Annotated in this window: 11 protein-coding genes, 1 pseudogene and 1 riboswitch; of the genes and pseudogenes, 4 read left to right on the top strand and 8 right to left on the bottom strand. The window is 48.1% G+C overall.

The window, feature by feature from the left end:
• Positions 1-40: 40 nt before the first annotated feature.
• From ONT08_RS13535 to ONT08_RS13525, 3 genes are all read right to left on the bottom strand, one after another.
• Positions 41-2,146 (bottom strand): TonB-dependent receptor plug domain-containing protein, encoded by a 2,106-nt coding sequence (locus ONT08_RS13535; RefSeq protein ID WP_264960189.1) that lies wholly within the window; start codon positions 2,144-2,146, stop codon positions 41-43.
• Positions 2,147-2,252: 106 nt separating this feature from the next.
• Positions 2,253-2,495: riboswitch (cobalamin riboswitch) on the bottom strand.
• Positions 2,496-2,580: 85 nt separating this feature from the next.
• The gene (locus ONT08_RS13530) at positions 2,581-3,219 is read right to left on the bottom strand and encodes an HAD family hydrolase (protein ID WP_264960188.1); all 639 of its coding nucleotides are present in this window, start codon (positions 3,217-3,219) and stop codon (positions 2,581-2,583) included.
• Between the two features lie 51 nt (positions 3,220-3,270).
• Entirely contained in the window at positions 3,271-4,359 is a 1,089-nt protein-coding gene (locus ONT08_RS13525; protein WP_264960187.1) for a glycerate kinase family protein, read from the bottom strand.
• Between the two features lie 234 nt (positions 4,360-4,593).
• Between ONT08_RS13525 and ONT08_RS13520 the strand changes: the two genes are divergently transcribed.
• Both ONT08_RS13520 and ONT08_RS13515 read left to right on the top strand, forming a co-directional pair.
• Positions 4,594-4,869 (top strand): hypothetical protein, encoded by a 276-nt coding sequence (locus tag ONT08_RS13520; protein WP_006846406.1) that lies wholly within the window; start codon positions 4,594-4,596, stop codon positions 4,867-4,869.
• Between the two features lie 33 nt (positions 4,870-4,902).
• The gene (locus tag ONT08_RS13515; protein ID WP_006846405.1) at positions 4,903-5,505 is read left to right on the top strand and encodes a hypothetical protein; all 603 of its coding nucleotides are present in this window, start codon (positions 4,903-4,905) and stop codon (positions 5,503-5,505) included.
• 3 nt (positions 5,506-5,508) lie between these two features.
• Here ONT08_RS13515 and ONT08_RS13510 read toward each other — a convergent pair.
• The 4 genes and pseudogenes from ONT08_RS13510 to xyl3A form a co-directional block, all read right to left on the bottom strand.
• Positions 5,509-5,598 (bottom strand): annotated as a pseudogene (locus ONT08_RS13510) (DNA-binding response regulator); the annotation flags it as partial.
• Between the two features lie 186 nt (positions 5,599-5,784).
• On the bottom strand, positions 5,785-7,467 hold the full coding sequence (locus tag ONT08_RS13505) for a RagB/SusD family nutrient uptake outer membrane protein (protein WP_264960186.1): 1,683 nt from the start codon (positions 7,465-7,467) through the stop codon (positions 5,785-5,787).
• 12 nt (positions 7,468-7,479) lie between these two features.
• The gene (locus ONT08_RS13500; RefSeq protein ID WP_264960303.1) at positions 7,480-10,134 is read right to left on the bottom strand and encodes a SusC/RagA family TonB-linked outer membrane protein; all 2,655 of its coding nucleotides are present in this window, start codon (positions 10,132-10,134) and stop codon (positions 7,480-7,482) included.
• A 228-nt stretch (positions 10,135-10,362) separates the two neighbouring features.
• Positions 10,363-13,029 carry a xylan 1,4-beta-xylosidase gene (gene xyl3A / locus ONT08_RS13495; protein WP_254974869.1) on the bottom strand — a complete coding sequence of 889 codons (2,667 nt, stop codon included), beginning with the start codon at positions 13,027-13,029 and terminating at the stop codon, positions 10,363-10,365.
• A gap of 326 nt (positions 13,030-13,355) precedes the next feature.
• Here xyl3A and ONT08_RS13490 point away from each other — a divergent pair, with 326 nt between their 5' ends.
• Positions 13,356-13,793: an Hsp20/alpha crystallin family protein gene (locus tag ONT08_RS13490; protein WP_119236233.1), complete on the top strand. Its 438-nt coding sequence runs from the start codon at positions 13,356-13,358 to the stop codon at positions 13,791-13,793.
• Here ONT08_RS13490 and ONT08_RS13485 read toward each other — a convergent pair whose 3' ends face one another.
• Entirely contained in the window at positions 13,794-13,949 is a 156-nt protein-coding gene (locus tag ONT08_RS13485) for a hypothetical protein (RefSeq protein ID WP_254974870.1), read from the bottom strand.
• Positions 13,950-14,031: 82 nt separating this feature from the next.
• Between ONT08_RS13485 and ONT08_RS13480 the strand changes: the two genes are divergently transcribed.
• Positions 14,032-16,017: a heavy metal translocating P-type ATPase gene (locus ONT08_RS13480; RefSeq protein ID WP_264960185.1), complete on the top strand. Its 1,986-nt coding sequence runs from the start codon at positions 14,032-14,034 to the stop codon at positions 16,015-16,017.
• Positions 16,018-16,022 lie beyond the last annotated feature (5 nt).

Raw genomic sequence — 16,022 nt, 5'->3', positions numbered from 1 at the left:
TTTCTTTTTCTGTTTATATTTGAATCTAATTTGTTACTATCTAGAAGTTATACCCGATGCTTAACATCCAGCTGCGGCGAGGCATCGGATAATGCCCTACGAGTTCATACTGCTCAGACAGCAGGTTCTTCACATCCATCCTGACCTTCACACCTCTCAGGGATTTCCCCAAAAGAGTCAGTCCGTCCAGCTGACGATAGAGCGTCAACCCCATGTCCCAGTAACCACCCACTTCGGTGCCATCATAGTGTTCATTGTTGGCCCATCGCTTGCTCATTCCCTGCCCATGGAGCGAGACATTCACCCAGGGATTCTCCCACCCCAAGGCAATACTGCCCGAGTGCAAAGGGATATAGGCTACTTGATTGCCATAATATTTGGACGAGCGGTCGGTATGGTTCACCACGTGCTGGTAGCTATACGACCCTTGCAGCGAGAGTTGCTGCCCCGGAGCCATCTGCCAGGTGCCACGCAAAGAGGCATCCGCGCCAACGACATCAACCCGTGCCAAGTTCACAGTACGCCAAACGAACATATTGTAAGGAACGCCCACTATCTTGTCGGTCACCCGATTGCAGTAGCCGTCCAGCGTTGCTTGAACATTCCATTCCTTGTAACGTAAGGATTCGCCGTTCCCCCCACCTCCTGAAGAAGTTTTTTTCCACGTAAGCCCGACATTCAACTGTCGGGTTTTCTCAGGCTTCAGATCTGAACTTCCATAATGGAAGAAATAGTTCTCGTTGAAAGTAGGAACCCGGAAGATGTCCTTGTACGAAGCCCTGAGATAAAGCTCATCGCTGGCAGTACCATTCCCCAGGAGCCGATAAGAAAGCGAAAGCGATGGCGAAAGCCGGCGTGCATCCTTGGCAGCCTGTCCTGCTTTGGTAGGATTGGCGCTGCCTTGCAGAGTCTCTATCTTGCGCCCCACGCTGTTGAGGTAAACCGAAACCAGCATCCTGGCAAGAGCTACCCATCTTCCCTTCGCATATCGGGCAGAGAGCGACTGCAGGATGCCATGTCGATGAGGTCGCAGGTCGGTGGCGAGGGTGCTGTTGAGCGAGTTCATCATCCAGTCGGCAGAGTAATCCAGCGCCCAGCTATCATCCGGCATCCACATCAGTGCTGCCGAAGTATAATATTCCCTCTGCCAGTAGGTAGCATCATTGCGTCGATTTGCCACGAGCGTGTCCTGATAGGCAGAGCTCGCCCAGTTCATCTTGGCTTGCACCTTCAGCATCCAATGGTCATCAAGACTTCTGGCTTGCCACCTCGCCTGAGCAAAGGCGTTGCGGTCGTGCAACTGTTCGGCTGTTACATTGGTATAATATCTCACGATGCCAGGCAACTGTCGGTCGTTGTCATAATAGTAAATCTTTGCCCACAATTGGTTCCGGCTCATACCATCGGCTCGTCTGCCCATCATCCAGTGCATATTCAGTTCGCCATGCCCCGAGTTCATACGACTGTTGGTTCTTCGCTCATGGGTAGTATATTTACCATTGTGCAAAATGAAAGGATAGTCGTTTTCGGCATAGGTGTACTCACCCATCGTCTGGAGAGTGAACCTATCTGACAATCTCTGCACATAGCGCAGATAAGGCGAGACATATCCGAAGGACCCCACCTGCAACTGAGTAGAGAGGTGAGGCTGCTTGTCGATGGGAATCTCGCTCATGGTCTCGATGGCAAGCAAAGCTGCCACCGAGGCTTGCCGGGCCGAGATGAAGATGTCGTCGTTGTCGCCAATGGTGAGTCGCAAAGTCTGCACTTGGTCGAGCGAATAACGGGACACATCAATTTCGCCGCCCTGACATTCGCTGAGCAGCACACCATCGTAACTCACGCCCGTGTGTCCCGCTCCGAATCCACGCACAGCTACCGTCTTCATTCCTCCAGCTCCACCATAGTCGCGCAGATTGATGCCTGGCATTCGGTGCAAGGCGTCGGCCATATCCGTAACGCCGAGCCTTAACATATCCCCCTTGTCCAAAAGTTGGAGAGGCGATGTGCTCGTAAGTATCCGGTGCTGCCGAGCATTCACTTTTACTTCCTGCAAATGCTCGGTACGAATGGAATCTTGCCCCATACCCACTTGTGCATACAACAGTAGCAAGCCACCGAGACAAAATATCCTCAATGCCTTCATTCATTCTATCTTTTATATTATTATCTGTGTCTCCATCACGAACCCATCCCACGGGGTTGGATAGAATCATCGGAATCTCTTATCCTAAAGACACTCTTTCATCATATTGTTTCCGATGGCAACGGCAGGTCTTCTGACTTGCGTCCTCCCAGCATCTTCTTTTAAGATGCAAAACTCATGGCAAGCGGTCTTCCCGAAAAAATGTCAGTGACCATGGTGCTTGCCGCAATAAGACGCTTACAGCAGCGGGACTGTCCGGGCTTCTCACCCGATTCCCTTTTAATCACTACGCACTCATCCTGCCTGAGGCGGCAGAAGGTGGCAGCGAACCAATTGCGGGTGCAAAGGTACTATAAAAAAATGAATAAAAAGATAACTTTATCCGCTTTTTTATTCCAGCAAGGATAAAAATATCTTTTTATTCAGAGTTCAGTTTATTCTTTTACGATTTCCAGGAGTTCTGCGAAATCATCGATGATCCATTCGGCAGAGGCGAGCTGTTGGCGGGTTCCGTTGCCATAAGTCACAGCACAGGCCTTGCAGCCGGCATGATGCGCCATATCCACATCGAAGTTCATATCGCCCACCACGAGAGTTTCATCTGCCGTTCCCTTCATCTCCTTCAATGCCTTGAAGACCATATCGGGTGCCGGCTTCGCATGCTCCACATCATCGCCTGCAACAATGGAAGAGAATATATCCTCCAGCTGCATCTGATGCACGTATCCATCCAGCGAGCAATGGTTTCGACTGCTGGCCATACCCAATACAAACCCACAGCGATGCAACTCTCTCAGGGTTTCTATCACATGAGGGAAGGGCTGCACTTTAATCGTCTTCTTGTTCTCCAGGAAAATCTCGCGATAGGTTGCTGCGCATTTCATTCCCTCCTCAGCACTCATTCCGAAGAGCGAAACGAAGGCCTCATCCAATCGAAGACCGATGGTCTTGGCACAAGCCTCCTCCGATTTCACTTCCAGCTTTCTTGCACGCATCGTATCCTGCAGAGTCTTCACAATGAGACTCTGCGAATCGCCGATGGTTCCATCAAAATCAAAAATTATATACTTCATTATTCTTACCTTATTTGAAAACGGTCACAAAGGTACAGATTATAACTGAAACTACAAAGCAAATTGCTCACGAATTGCCTTTATTATGTTATTACGAGCCACTTCTGGCTTCATCGCCTCATCCAATGGCATTTCTTCAGGAGTAACCTGAACAACTCTATCAAATCCTGCATCCAGCATAGCCTTTCTATCGCTAACTCCGCCCGATACTAGCCATATTTTCTGATTGGTAACATGCTCAAGAATTCTTTGCGGCAACTTCCCCATCAAGGTCTGACGGTCGCTATGACCTTCGCCCGTAATCACGAGATCTGCATCTAGAATGAGCGCATCAAAACCAATTTCATCCAAGAGCAGTTCAGCCCCTGGACGAGCCTCAGCATTGAAATATTGCAGGAAAGCATAGCCCAGTCCGCCGGCTGCACCAGCCCCAGGAGCCTCACTCCTATCATATCCGAAATGCTTGGCACTTACCTCGGCTAACTTCCTTGCTCTATCATCCAACATCTGCACCATCTTAGCATCAGCTCCCTTCTGAGGGGCAAAGACATGAGCCGCCCCATTTTCGCCGCAAAGCGGGTTGGTAACATCCGAAGCTAGCACAAAGCTGCATTCCTGTCGGATTTTCTTCCAGTCATCGCCCATCGCCTTGAGCATTCCAATGCCGCAATCGGATGTGGCGCTGCCGCCCAAGCCCACGATGAAACGTCGCACGCCCCGGCTCCAGGCACTCATAATCATCTCGCCCACGCCCCAGGAAGTAGCCTTCATCGGGTTGCGCTGTTCAGGCTCAATCAGAGCCAATCCGGCGGTCTGCGCAATCTCGATAATCGCTGTATCATTCACGATTCCGTATTCCGCCTCAATCCATCGCATCAGCGCATCATGGGCATGAATCTTCACTCGCTCTCCCTTCATCGCCGAAAGAAAAGCATCGAGCATACCCTCTCCCCCATCACTCATTTCCAGGGTAATGATTTCGGGAGAAGCATCTTCCGCATTCCATTCCTTCACTCCCGAAGCAATCGCCTCATTCACCTCTCTGCTCGAAAGGCAGCCCTTATAAGAGTCACAAGCTATTATTATCTTCTTATATCCAGCCCCATCCATCAGTCTGAGGCCATCATTTTTTCTATCCATATCCTATTTATATTATATCATTCCAAGAATCATCGCCTATCAAGCGATTCCCCTTTCAGCCCGCAAAATTAGCCATTATTCCTGAAACCACAAACCTTTTTTGGAAAAACTTTCAAAAACAGATGCTTCAGATAAGAGCTGATAGAAAAAAGAGGTTAAAACATTTGGCTATTAAAAAGATTCCTCGTATTTTTGCAGTAGATTTTTCAAAGGTTTTCTAAAGGTTAAAGGCTTATGTGCAAATATGAAGAAATAGAAGGTTGGCGACTCTCGAATGGCAAGACGATTCGGGAAATCAATAATGCCGTACACGATGAGGTGGAACGAATCTACCTGGAAGCGTGGGCGAAAGGCATTTCCGTGCCGTATTTTGAAAACGGAAAAACCTATCTTGCTAATCCTGATGGAAGCGATGTAGAAGCAACTCTTGATTTTGCGACACGCGAATATACTATCATAAAACAAGTTGCAGCTCCAGGAAAGGGGAAAATGAGTTACTTACTCCATTAATTACTTCATAACACCTCTTTTTCTATTAAGATTATGAAAAGAAGACCTGAATTTACAATTATAGCCGGTCCAAATGGAGCTAGCAAAAGTAGGCTTGGAATATTTTATTCTACAGTAAAAGCTTTTGACGGAGACCTTCTAGCAATGTCTCTTCGAAACGAACATCCTGATTGGATAGAGCGATGGATAGATGGAACAGTTATCTCTTCATTGATGAAAGAAAAAGAAGAAGCCATTTCACAAAACAAGAATTTTGCTTTCGAAACGAACTTCTCTACAGATTTGCCAGTCAATCTTGTTCAGGATTTTAAAGATGCAGGTTATAAAATCAGCCTCATCTTTTTCGGCTTATCCTCGAAAGAAGATTCTCTATCTCGTGTTATCCAAAGATACACAATGGGCGGTCATAATGTAAACCAAGACGTGATAGAATATAACTTCACGGAAGGCATCAAACGAGTAAGAGCCTCTCTACCACTTTTTGAAAACATTCTTTTCATTGATGGCACTTCCGATTTTGGCGACATTGTTGCCATTCACATCGAGAAATCAGGCAAGCATCAGATAACAGATCACCCAGCCGAGTGGTTCGACAAATACTTCAAAGAAGCATTCGATGCGCTTGTTGATGGATAGGAAGAACGGCTTCTTCAGATAATCATTGCCACCCAATTCAAATCCCTCTACCACATCATTCACCGCCGAACGAGCCGTGAGGAAAAGCACAGGGGGACGGACATGTACTTTGGCAGAATCATCGGCCTCTCCCTCACCTATCGTTTCGGCGGCTACAAGACCAAGCAGCATGAAGAAGTAGATACTTCCAGATTCGGGAAATAAAAACGAGAAAAGCTTGCCAAGACCATCAAAGTCCTGGCGAGCTTTTCTCGTTTCATATACACTATTCAAGTTTCTTTACTTCAAAATATTGACATATCCCTTATTCTGTACCAATTCAGAATTTAAATCGATGCATTTCTGAGGAATCGGGAAGACGGTGGTGTAGCCGGAGGATTCACCCTGAAGAGGCGTACGGAGATCGTAGGCACCGGTGAATTTGCCGAAACGGATGAGATCCTGACGACGCCATCCTTCCCATACCAACTCCAGCAACCGCTCTTCCAGAATGTTATCGAGCGTAGCCTTACGGTAAGGCATTCCCACACGGGCACGAATCCTATTCAACTCCCCATCACCATTCTCTCCGTTTCGGACCTTTGCCTCTGCCTTCATCAATAAAGCATCTGCATAGCGGAAAAGAACTATGTCGTTACTCTGCAACTTGCCGTCCATATAAGAGGTTCTATCCACCTCATACTTCGCCATTCTCGCTCCAGCCGTCTTGACAAACTTACTGTTGGTCAGGTTTTGAGCCACTTCAAAAGGCTGATACTCCAACGGCTTTCCATTATCCATCAGCAGTTCATGACCATCTACCTTTACCACTCCCGCCACAAAGTTCATCTTGCAACGGGCATCTTCATCAGTCTCGCCATAATGATTGGCTTTCATCGTAGAAATCGTGGCACAGGTACCATTCTCACTTCCCCATCCCAAGACACCGCCATGCGTATAATGGTAAGAGCGGAAGAGATAATGGAACTGGTTGGTATAGATATTCTTATCCATCGGAATCGTGAAGATATTCTCCTTCGATGTCTCATTATGCGTAGAGAAATTGAATGAATCATCCGACTCCAGGACATAGCCTTCTTCTGCCAGTTTATCACAATAATAAATGCAGGTTTCCCAGGCATTCAACTTCCTGCAGTCCACCTTATCGCCATTACGCAAAGAGGCATCAGAAGCCGGCACAGAGAAATGAATGTCACGTCCCTTCGGACGGCTCGCATAACCCTGGGTCCAGTCATCATACATATAGATTTCTGCATTCAAAGCCAATTTCGCCAACAGAAAGTTGACTACCGGCTGGGTGATGCGACCATAATAATTGCCTTCCTTATTGCTGTGCTGGTCGGGAAGTGAAGGCAATACCTGCTGCAACTCCTGAAAGACAAACTGGAAGATAGAACTGCGATCTGTCTGACCTTGGAACAGGCTGGAATGGAGCTGTTCTGCACTGGAAAGGACCAATGGAACCCGACCGAACATGTCCATAGCATAGTAATAGAACATAGCCCGGATGGCTCTTATCTCAGCCCGATATTCCTCCTGCTGTGCGGCAGAAAGCAGGGCCGACTTGTTGCTGATAATATCCAAAGACTTATTAGCCAGCACGATAACCTTATAAAGGTACTTCCACGTATCATAAAGAGACTGGTCATCGGCACTCCACCGATGCTGGTACATGGCATTCCAGAGGCCACCATCATACCAGTCGCCGCCTCGAATCGGAATCATCGCCTCATCGGTGGTCAGCGTATTATAATCGTAAATGCCACGGCAGGTGCCCTGGATGCCCTCACTCTCGTTAGCTCCACCTATATAATTATAGAGAGAAGCCACGGCATTGATATAAATATCAGATGCAGAGCCATAGATGGCATCCTCGTCCAACTGATCCTTAGGATGTTCGTCCAGGCAGGATGTCATAAACAATGCCGCCAGCAGCAGAAATAAAAATCTATATCGTTTCATAACTTTCTAATTTTAGAATTGAACACTTAAACCCAATGAGAAGGTTCTGTAAACAGGATAAGTCCGCTTATCATCAATACCCATCGTACTGTTCACCACGTAGCTGTTAATCATCGGAGTCAAGCCGCTGTAACTGCTGATGGTGGCAAGATTGTTGACACTCGCCGAAACTCTGAGCGACTGCACCACGCCCTTTCGGATAGGGATATCATAGCCCAGCGTGAGATTCTCAAAGTTGAGATAATCGCCCTTCTCCAGCCAATAATCAGAAACATTCTGGTCAACGATATTCTTCTCAGGAGCTCCCTTCAGCACATTATAATCCGGGAAACTCGACATATTGGTGTAGGCTAAGCCCGTACCATTGAATATCTTATGTCCGAAGGCTCCGTTCATCTGCAATGAAAGATACCAGTCGCGATAACGGAAACTGATATTGGAACCCAACGTTACCTTAGGAGTAGCCTGACCGGCAATATATCTGTCACCGCCATCACTCAAATCTACGGTTCCGTTCTTGTCCAAATCTTCGATATCATAGTGGTAATGCCCATTTCCATCTTCTATAATTCCCTTGCAATGAGGAAGATAGAATACCCCCAAAGGCTGACCAACTATCTGATAGACCACATTGTTGTAACCACCATGCTGACCGGCACCCGACAAGGCACCCATCGCAGTAATATCGGCTGCCGACATCTGCATTCCGTCATATTCACCACTCAGCGAGAGGAGTTTGTTCTTCTGCCAGGAGAGATTCATATTGATATTCAGTTCCATGTCCTTCTTCTGGATAGGAGTGAAGGAAACGCCGACCTCCAAACCCTGGTTGCTCATAGAACCCAGGTTTGCCAACAGTTTATCATAGGCAAAAGGCGGAACCGGCACATCATAGGCATAGAGCATGTCGGTGGTCTTGGAATAGTAATATTCTGCCGTCAGAACCAGCCGGTTGTTCCACAATCCCAAATCAGCTCCGATATTCCAGGTAGCGCGGGTTTCCCACTTCAGATCAGGATTGTTATTGCTAATCATTCCCATCGTAACCGTAGGAGAACTGTTCACCGAAACAATACCATTCTGCCGTACCGTATTCAAAGTGGTATAAGAAGATATTCCGCCAAGATTACCAGAGCGTCCATAGCCCGTACGCAGTTTCAGCATGGTAATTTTCTGGAGAGAACGGAGCCATTTCTCCTGCTTCATATCCCAGGAAAGAGAGACGGATGGGAAGAAACCCCAGGTATGGTCATTGCCCACCATCGAAGAACCATCGCCACGCATGGAAACCAAAAGACTATACTTATTATATAAGGTGTAGTCGACATTGCCCATCACAGAAGCCAGGGTCGGATCTTCGTAGTTGCTGTCTGTCCCACCAAAAGGCCGTGATGCAGCAGCACCTATGTTATGGTAATACATGTCGTTGTTGGTGATTCCCTTCGCAGAAGTCCAGAATCCCGTTCGGATATCCTTCTGATATTCTGCACCCACCATTGCCTTCAGATTGTGGATTCCCCACGAATGCTGATAGTTAAACGATACATTGGCAAGCCAGTCCTCGCTCTTGAACTCCCCACGATAGAGATTGCCCTGCGCCCAAACCCAGGTAGGACAGAACTGGTTGTTCTCGTTGGAAGCATAACTGTATGCTGCGAAGGCAGAAACACTCAAAGAATTTGTCATATCATAGTTCAACTTCAGATGAGCATTGAAATTCATGTTCTTCGTATCATTACGCTCCTTGAGCAAGGCACCGGGAGGATTCACCTGAGATGCAGCCCCATTCTTCACCCAACTGCCGTTCAGCTTATCATAAGGATAAGTAGGATTCATGGCATCGGCAGAATAGAAAAGCATCTGACTGTCGAAGATATCATTGTTCTTGAAAGACGAACCGAACACGCCGAAATCTCCCGTCAGTTTATCGCCAAACGCCTTCTGGGTGACATCAATCTTAGCCACCAGATTACGATAGCCCTTGCTCCGAATAATCGTGTTATGGTCGATATAGCCAAAAGAAGCGCGGTAGTTGCTCTGCGGAGTGCCACCGCTGAAGGCCAGATAATGGTTCTGGATATTTCCGGTTCGGGTAATTGCCTTGCGGAAATTGGTATCATATCCCTTATTGTTATACTCCAGCCCATACTTCTGTGCAGCAGCTATGTATTCGGCGGCATTGAGCATCTCCATACTTTTGTACATCGCCTCTATACCATAGTTTCCCTCGTAAGAAATCTGAAATCCCTTACCCGTACCCTTCTTGGTTTTTACCTGGATAACGCCCGAAGCACCACGGGAACCATAGAGTGCCGTTTCGCTGGCATTCTTCAGTACTGTAAAGCTCTCTATATCGGCGGGATAGATTGTAGCAAGCGTCGCCACATCAGAAGTAACACCATCAATAATCACCAGAGGATCATTGCCGCCCATGATAGAAGTTGTACCGCGAACCCGGACGGAGTTCAACATAGCAATACGGTCAAGACCATTGGTAGTGACGTTAACACCTGCCGTCTGTCCGCTCAAGGCATCCAAGGCATTATTGAGTACACCCTTCTTCAGAAGTTCAGGCTCCACTACACTCACCGAACCTGATAAGCGCAAGGAATCTAAGCCTTCGATGTTCACAGACTGAGCACAGAGGGTTTGGGGTGCAAGAATCATCGCACCCATCGCATAAAATATGGTTTTTAACTTCTGTTCCATAACTATTTCATCGTTTAGTCAAGGTTCAAATCGATTTTCGATTGCAAATATAATAAAAAAGAGTGATTCAAAGTCTATTTCCATGAAAAAACTTCAAAAAAACCGCAGGCTTCAGAGTTAAGACAGAAGAAAAGCTCGCCAAGACGTTCAAAATCTTAGCGAGCTTTCTCTTTTTATATCAGCATTTTATTTCACTTTCACTTCTACCACATTCTTCGCAGCCTCAGCACTCGAACCACCTACGAAGATCTGATATTTGCCGGGAACCACACGCATGGTATTGGTCTGGGAATCCCAACCCTCGAAACTCTGACGAGGCAGACTGATGGTTACCTGCTGCTTCTCGCCTGCTTTCAAAGTAATGCGCTTGAAGGCTTTCAGGGTCTTGATCGGTCCCTCAGCATCATTCATTCTACGGATGTAAACCTGCGCCACTTCCGTTCCTTCCCTATTGCCTTTATTAGATAAAGAGAAACTCAAGGAATAAGCCGATGAATTCTTTACTTTTCGTTCTTCACTCTTCACTTTCTTCAATGTCGGCTTTCCATATTCATACGATGTATAGCTCAATCCATGACCGAATGGGAAGAGAGCCTCACCCTTGAAATAACGGTAGGTACGATTCTTCATCGTATAATCAAGGAAATCAGGAAGATCGGAAATACTCTTATAGAAGGTTACCGGAAGCTTTCCCGATGGATTCACCTCGCCGAAAAGAACCTTTGCCACGGCTTCGCCACCCCGTTCGCCCGGATACCAAGCCTGAAGGATAGACTCCGCATTTTCGGTTTCAGGAACCATGGCAATGGCACTGCCCGAACAGTTGACGAACACCACTCGCTTGCCAGCCCGATGCAACATCTCCATCACCTTGCGTTGAGCCTGAGGCAATTCGATGTCGGTTCTGTCGCCACCCTTGAATCCCGGTTCGGAGACCTTCATCTCCTCACCCTCAAGACTAGGAGAGATTCCGCCTACGAATACCACCACGTCAGCATCGCCAACCTCAGCCAGAAGCTGAGACTCGGTTGGCGTATAGTTCTTCACTATGTCAAACTGCATCACCGCCATATCGGTCTTCTGGAAATAATCCACCTGAATTTTCACCGGCTTTCCAGCCTTTACGGAGATTGGCTTGTTGAGCATCTGTACACGGGCACGTCCCTTCCATACATCCGACACCGTATCGCCATCAATGATGAGCCGGTAACCATCATCGCACCCCATTTTGATATTCAAGGTTTCATCCTTTTCCGGAGTAAATACGCCCTCGTATCGGGCAGAGAAATTGGTAAGGTTCACTCCCGGTGCAAAGACGGTATTTCCGCCATTGCTCTGGTTGATAGGCGAAGTCATCATGGCTGTAGCCACCGGCTCGCCCTTCATCTCAGAATTGTTCCAATAAGTAGCCTTCATGCCTTTACTGCCATCGGTAGAAGTCAGGAGATTGAACTTACTTTCCGTCACCTCATTTCTGGTCAACGTGCAGGCAGGAATATACTTGGCGTCCTTTACATATTTTCTGATGCCCTGCAGGATGGTGGTGGTAGAAGTAGGATAACCCGAATAGTTGCCCCACTGCATGATGGAATCGTTGGCATTCGGCCCCATCACGACTATCTTCATTCCTGCTGATTTCAGCGGCAGGAGATTGTTCCGGTTCTGAAGAAGAACGATTCCCTCTTCTGCCATCTTCTCTGCCAAATCCTTATGGGCCTTGCTGGCAATGACGGAAGATGGAATCTGAGTCCAAGGCACGTTCTCGTCCTGATCGAAATCACCCAGGCGGAAACGGGCTATCAGCAGGCGCTTCAAGCTCTCGTTCACCTTTTCCTCGCTGACCATTCCCGTCTTCACCGCCTCAGGAAGCGAACGGTAAACGCTTCCGCATTCCACGTCGGTTCCGGCACCGATTGCCTGCGCCGTAGCCTCAGCCGGAGTCTTCGCAGTACCATGTCGGCCAGGCACATAAAAGTCGTTGATGGCTCCGCAATCGGAAGTAATCAATCCCTTGAATCCCCATTCATCACGAAGAATCTGTCGTTCATACCTGGCATTGCTGCAGCATGGCGCTCCGTCAATCCGCTGATAGGCGCACATCACCTCTGCCACATTTCCATCCTGCACCAGCGATTTGAAGGCAGGCAGATAAGTCTCCCACAAATCCCGCTCAGGCAAATCCTCTACATTGAAACTGTGTCTGTTCCACTCCGGACCGCTATGTACGGCAAAATGCTTGGCACAGGCTAGGAGCTTGACGTATTGGGGAGCCTGTGAGGAAGGCGTAGCCAGAACTCCCGGAGCCGACATCGGTTTACCATCGAAGGTCTGTCCCTGCAATCCATTCACCACGGCAAGTCCCATTCTTGTGGTCAGATAAGGATCTTCTCCATAAGTTTCCTGTCCACGTCCCCATCGTGGGTCGCGGAAGATATTGATGTTCGGAGTCCAGAAGCTCAGACTCTGGTAGCGCTTGATGTTGCCGCCTTTCTTCGCCTCCTGCGCCTTGGCTCTTGCCTCATCGCTCACGGCAGTAAACACCTTATATAATAAGGTATCGTCCCACGAAGCCGCCATGTGCATCGTGATAGGGAAAACGGTAACGAATCCGTTTCGCCCCACTCCGTGCAGCGCCTCGTTCCACCATTGAAACTGCGGAATGCCCAATCGTGCGATAGCCGGAGAAGTATCCATCATCAACTTCGTCTTCTCCTCCAGGGTAAGACGGGAAAGCAAATCGTTGGCTCTAGCCTCAGCAGAAAGGTTGGCATTCTGATAAGGAAGAAGCTGCTGTGCGCTGGCAGAAAGCGACATCGCCATCAGCATCGCCATAGAAAATAGTTGTTTCTTCATTGATCTTATATTATTTATTCGATTTATGCTTTGATTTTTAAGTTGGTGACAAAGTTACACTTTTTTGTTGAGATAACCGCATCATCTGGCAGAAAAGTTTAAAATATTTATCCTTTCGTGCCAACATTACCACTTTCAGTCCGCTGGCACATAAGTTGCAAAAACAGAGAGTGAAAGCTGAAGCTAAAAAATAAAGGGGTTCGGAAGAACAACGGAGTTTCGAGGCGAAAGCAAAAAAAAATAACAAGAATATTAACAAACAGAAATCCCGACGGAGCCGTAAGGAACCGAGAGGACGAGCAAAATAAAATTTGGAGGTTTTAATTATGTTGTTAGCACGTAGAAATAATGATTCAGATTGGTTGAGTAACTTCTTTGATGATACTTTATTCAATACCGAAGTAATGCCACGTATGAATGCTACTGCTCCTGCCATTAACATCAAGGAGACAGATAAGAATTATACCATGGAGGTTGCTGCTCCTGGCTTGAAGAAAGAGTGGGTTCGTGTAAACATCGATAACGATGGTAATCTGAACATTGCCATCGAGAACAAGATGGAACACAAGGATGAAGACAAGCACGAGCACTATCTGCGCCGCGAATTCTCTTACGGCAACTACCAGCAGTGTTATACGCTGCCTGAGGATGCTGATCGTGAGAAGATTTCAGCAAAGGTAGCTGATGGTATACTCGAGGTCGAGATTCCAAAGCTTACTCCTAAGGAGGAGGCTAAGACCACAAAGAACATCGAAGTCAAATAATCATCTCCCATAAATGATGGAGGCAGATTTCAAAGCAATTTGGAACCTGCCTTTTTTTGTGCCCTTACCTGAACCATCGCATTTTTCATCTACCTTATTATCATGATTTTCATGGAGCTGCCAAGAGTTTTTCACCATAAATCTTTTTTCTTCCATAATTAATATGTAATTTTGCAGGCAGAAAAGCAGACATGAAAGCTTCTGCTTATAGATTTCAGAATATTAATATAAGAAACAGATGAAGAAAACAATTCCTGTAATAGGCATGGCTTGCAGCGTATGCTCTGCCAATGTTGAAAAGAAGCTGCAGTCGCTCGAGGGCATTAACTCCGCCTCGGTTTCCCTGACAAGCCGAACTGCCCAGGTAGATTATGACCCCGACATTATCTCTCTGGAAGATATGAAACGGGAAATCAGCAATGCCGGCTACGACCTCGTTATCGAAAACGACAGAAGCGTGGAGGAAATCAACCGCCGTGAGTTCACCCTCCTGCGCTGCCGAACCTTCGCTTCCTGGCTCTTCGCCATACTGACCATGTGTTTCTCCATGGGCTGGATTTCCCTGGGTATGGAACAGAATATGATTTCAGATGGCGTTGCTTCGGCTCATCACTCGAGTTCCTTCGCCAACCAGATTTGTCTGCTCCTGGCATTCGCCAACCTGCTCTACTGCGGCAAACAGTTTTATGTTTCCGCCTGGAAGCAGCTCCTGCATCATACGGCAAACATGGATTCGCTCGTAGCACTCAGCACCCTCATCGCCTTCCTCTTCAGCACCTTCAACACCTTCTTCGGAGAAATGGTATGGGGAGCGAGAGGCATAGAATGGCACACTTATTTTGATGCTTCCGTGATGATTATCACCTTCGTGCTGACCGGCAGATGCCTGGAAGAAAAGGCAAAGGACAGTACGGCGAGCAGCATCCGACAACTGATGGGAATGCAGCCGAAAACCGCCCGACTGGTGACTTACGAGAAGATAGAAGGCACCAACGGCTACAAGATGGAGGAAGTTCCGATTTCCACCATTCAGATAGGCGACATGATAGAGGTAAGAGCCGGCGAGAAGATTCCGGTGGATGGCGTGGTTACCCAGGCAGAGAGTTTCATGACTGCCGATGCTGCCTATGTAGATGAAGCGATGATTAGCGGCGAACCGACTCCGGCGATGAAAAAGGCAGGCGACAACGTGCTGGCTGGCACCATTCCGAGTCAGGGAAAGCTCCGCATGAGAGCCAAGCAGATTGGCGAGAACACCGCCCTGGCACACATCATCCGCATGGTTCAGGAGGCGCAGGGCAGTAAGGCACCCGTGCAGCGCATCGTGGATAAGGCGGCTCTGATTTTCGTTCCAGCCGTGGCAGCCATCGCCCTTATCACCTTTATAATATGGTGGCTGATAGGCGGCAACGCTGCTCTTCCGCAGGCCATCCTCTCAGCCGTAGCCGTATTGGTCATCGCCTGTCCTTGCGCCATGGGCTTAGCTACTCCTACCGCCCTGATGGTGGGCATCGGCAAGGCGGCGCAGAAGCAGATTCTCATCAAGGATGCTTCGGCGCTGGAGAATCTCCACAAGATCAACGCCCTCGTCATCGACAAGACCGGCACCCTCACCATTCCTAACCAGAACATCGATTTCACCAAGCAGGAGGATTTGGATCTGGAGACGAGAGAGACCCTCAAGCCTCATGCCCAGGAAGCGATGAAGCAGTTGCAGGAAAGGGGAATAGAGGTTTATATGATGAGTGGCGACAAGGAGGAAGCGGCTCACTACTGGGCAGAGAAAGCCGGCATCAAGCATTACCAGAGCAAGGTGCTGCCTGGCGACAAGCAGGCTTTGGTAAAGAAACTTCAGGACGAAGGCAAGCAGGTAGCGATGGTGGGCGACGGAATCAACGACACCCAGGCCCTGGCCCTTGCCAACGTGAGCATGGCGATAGGAAAGGGAACGGATGTGGCGATGGATGTGGCGCAGATTACGCTGATGAGCGACAACCTCTTGGCGCTTCCGGAAGCCGTAAAACTGAGTCAGAAGACGGTTCACATGATTTGGCAGAATCTCTTCTGGGCGTTCATCTACAACATCATCTGCATCCCGCTGGCAGCCGGCGCCCTTCATATCTTTGGCATTGATTTCCAGATAACCCCAATGTGGGCAAGTGCCCTGATGGCCTTCTCAAGTGTGAGCGTAGTGCTTAATTCGCTGAGACTGAGATTGGCGTAAAATGA

Origin of the sequence: Segatella copri (assembly GCF_026015465.1) — a bacterium.
In the GTDB taxonomy this organism is placed as follows: domain Bacteria; phylum Bacteroidota; class Bacteroidia; order Bacteroidales; family Bacteroidaceae; genus Prevotella; species Prevotella copri_E.
The sequence above is the reverse complement of the archived record's forward strand: the minus strand, read 5'-3'. Positions and strand labels throughout refer to the sequence as shown.

Excerpts from the sequence above, each read along its gene's own strand:
- ONT08_RS13535 (WP_264960189.1), bottom strand. The coding sequence starts at position 2,146 with ATGAAGGCATTGAGGATATTTTGTCTCGGTGGCTTGCTACTGTTGTAT.
- ONT08_RS13530 (WP_264960188.1), bottom strand. The coding sequence starts at position 3,219 with ATGAAGTATATAATTTTTGATTTTGATGGAACCATCGGCGATTCGCAG.
- ONT08_RS13525 (WP_264960187.1), bottom strand. The coding sequence starts at position 4,359 with ATGGATAGAAAAAATGATGGCCTCAGACTGATGGATGGGGCTGGATAT.
- ONT08_RS13520 (WP_006846406.1), top strand. The coding sequence starts at position 4,594 with ATGTGCAAATATGAAGAAATAGAAGGTTGGCGACTCTCGAATGGCAAG.
- ONT08_RS13515 (WP_006846405.1), top strand. The coding sequence starts at position 4,903 with ATGAAAAGAAGACCTGAATTTACAATTATAGCCGGTCCAAATGGAGCT.
- ONT08_RS13505 (WP_264960186.1), bottom strand. The coding sequence starts at position 7,467 with ATGAAACGATATAGATTTTTATTTCTGCTGCTGGCGGCATTGTTTATG.
- ONT08_RS13500 (WP_264960303.1), bottom strand. The coding sequence starts at position 10,134 with ATGATTCTTGCACCCCAAACCCTCTGTGCTCAGTCTGTGAACATCGAA.
- xyl3A (WP_254974869.1), bottom strand. The coding sequence starts at position 13,029 with ATGAAGAAACAACTATTTTCTATGGCGATGCTGATGGCGATGTCGCTT.
- ONT08_RS13490 (WP_119236233.1), top strand. The coding sequence starts at position 13,356 with ATGTTGTTAGCACGTAGAAATAATGATTCAGATTGGTTGAGTAACTTC.
- ONT08_RS13485 (WP_254974870.1), bottom strand. The coding sequence starts at position 13,949 with ATGGAAGAAAAAAGATTTATGGTGAAAAACTCTTGGCAGCTCCATGAA.
- ONT08_RS13480 (WP_264960185.1), top strand. The coding sequence starts at position 14,032 with ATGAAGAAAACAATTCCTGTAATAGGCATGGCTTGCAGCGTATGCTCT.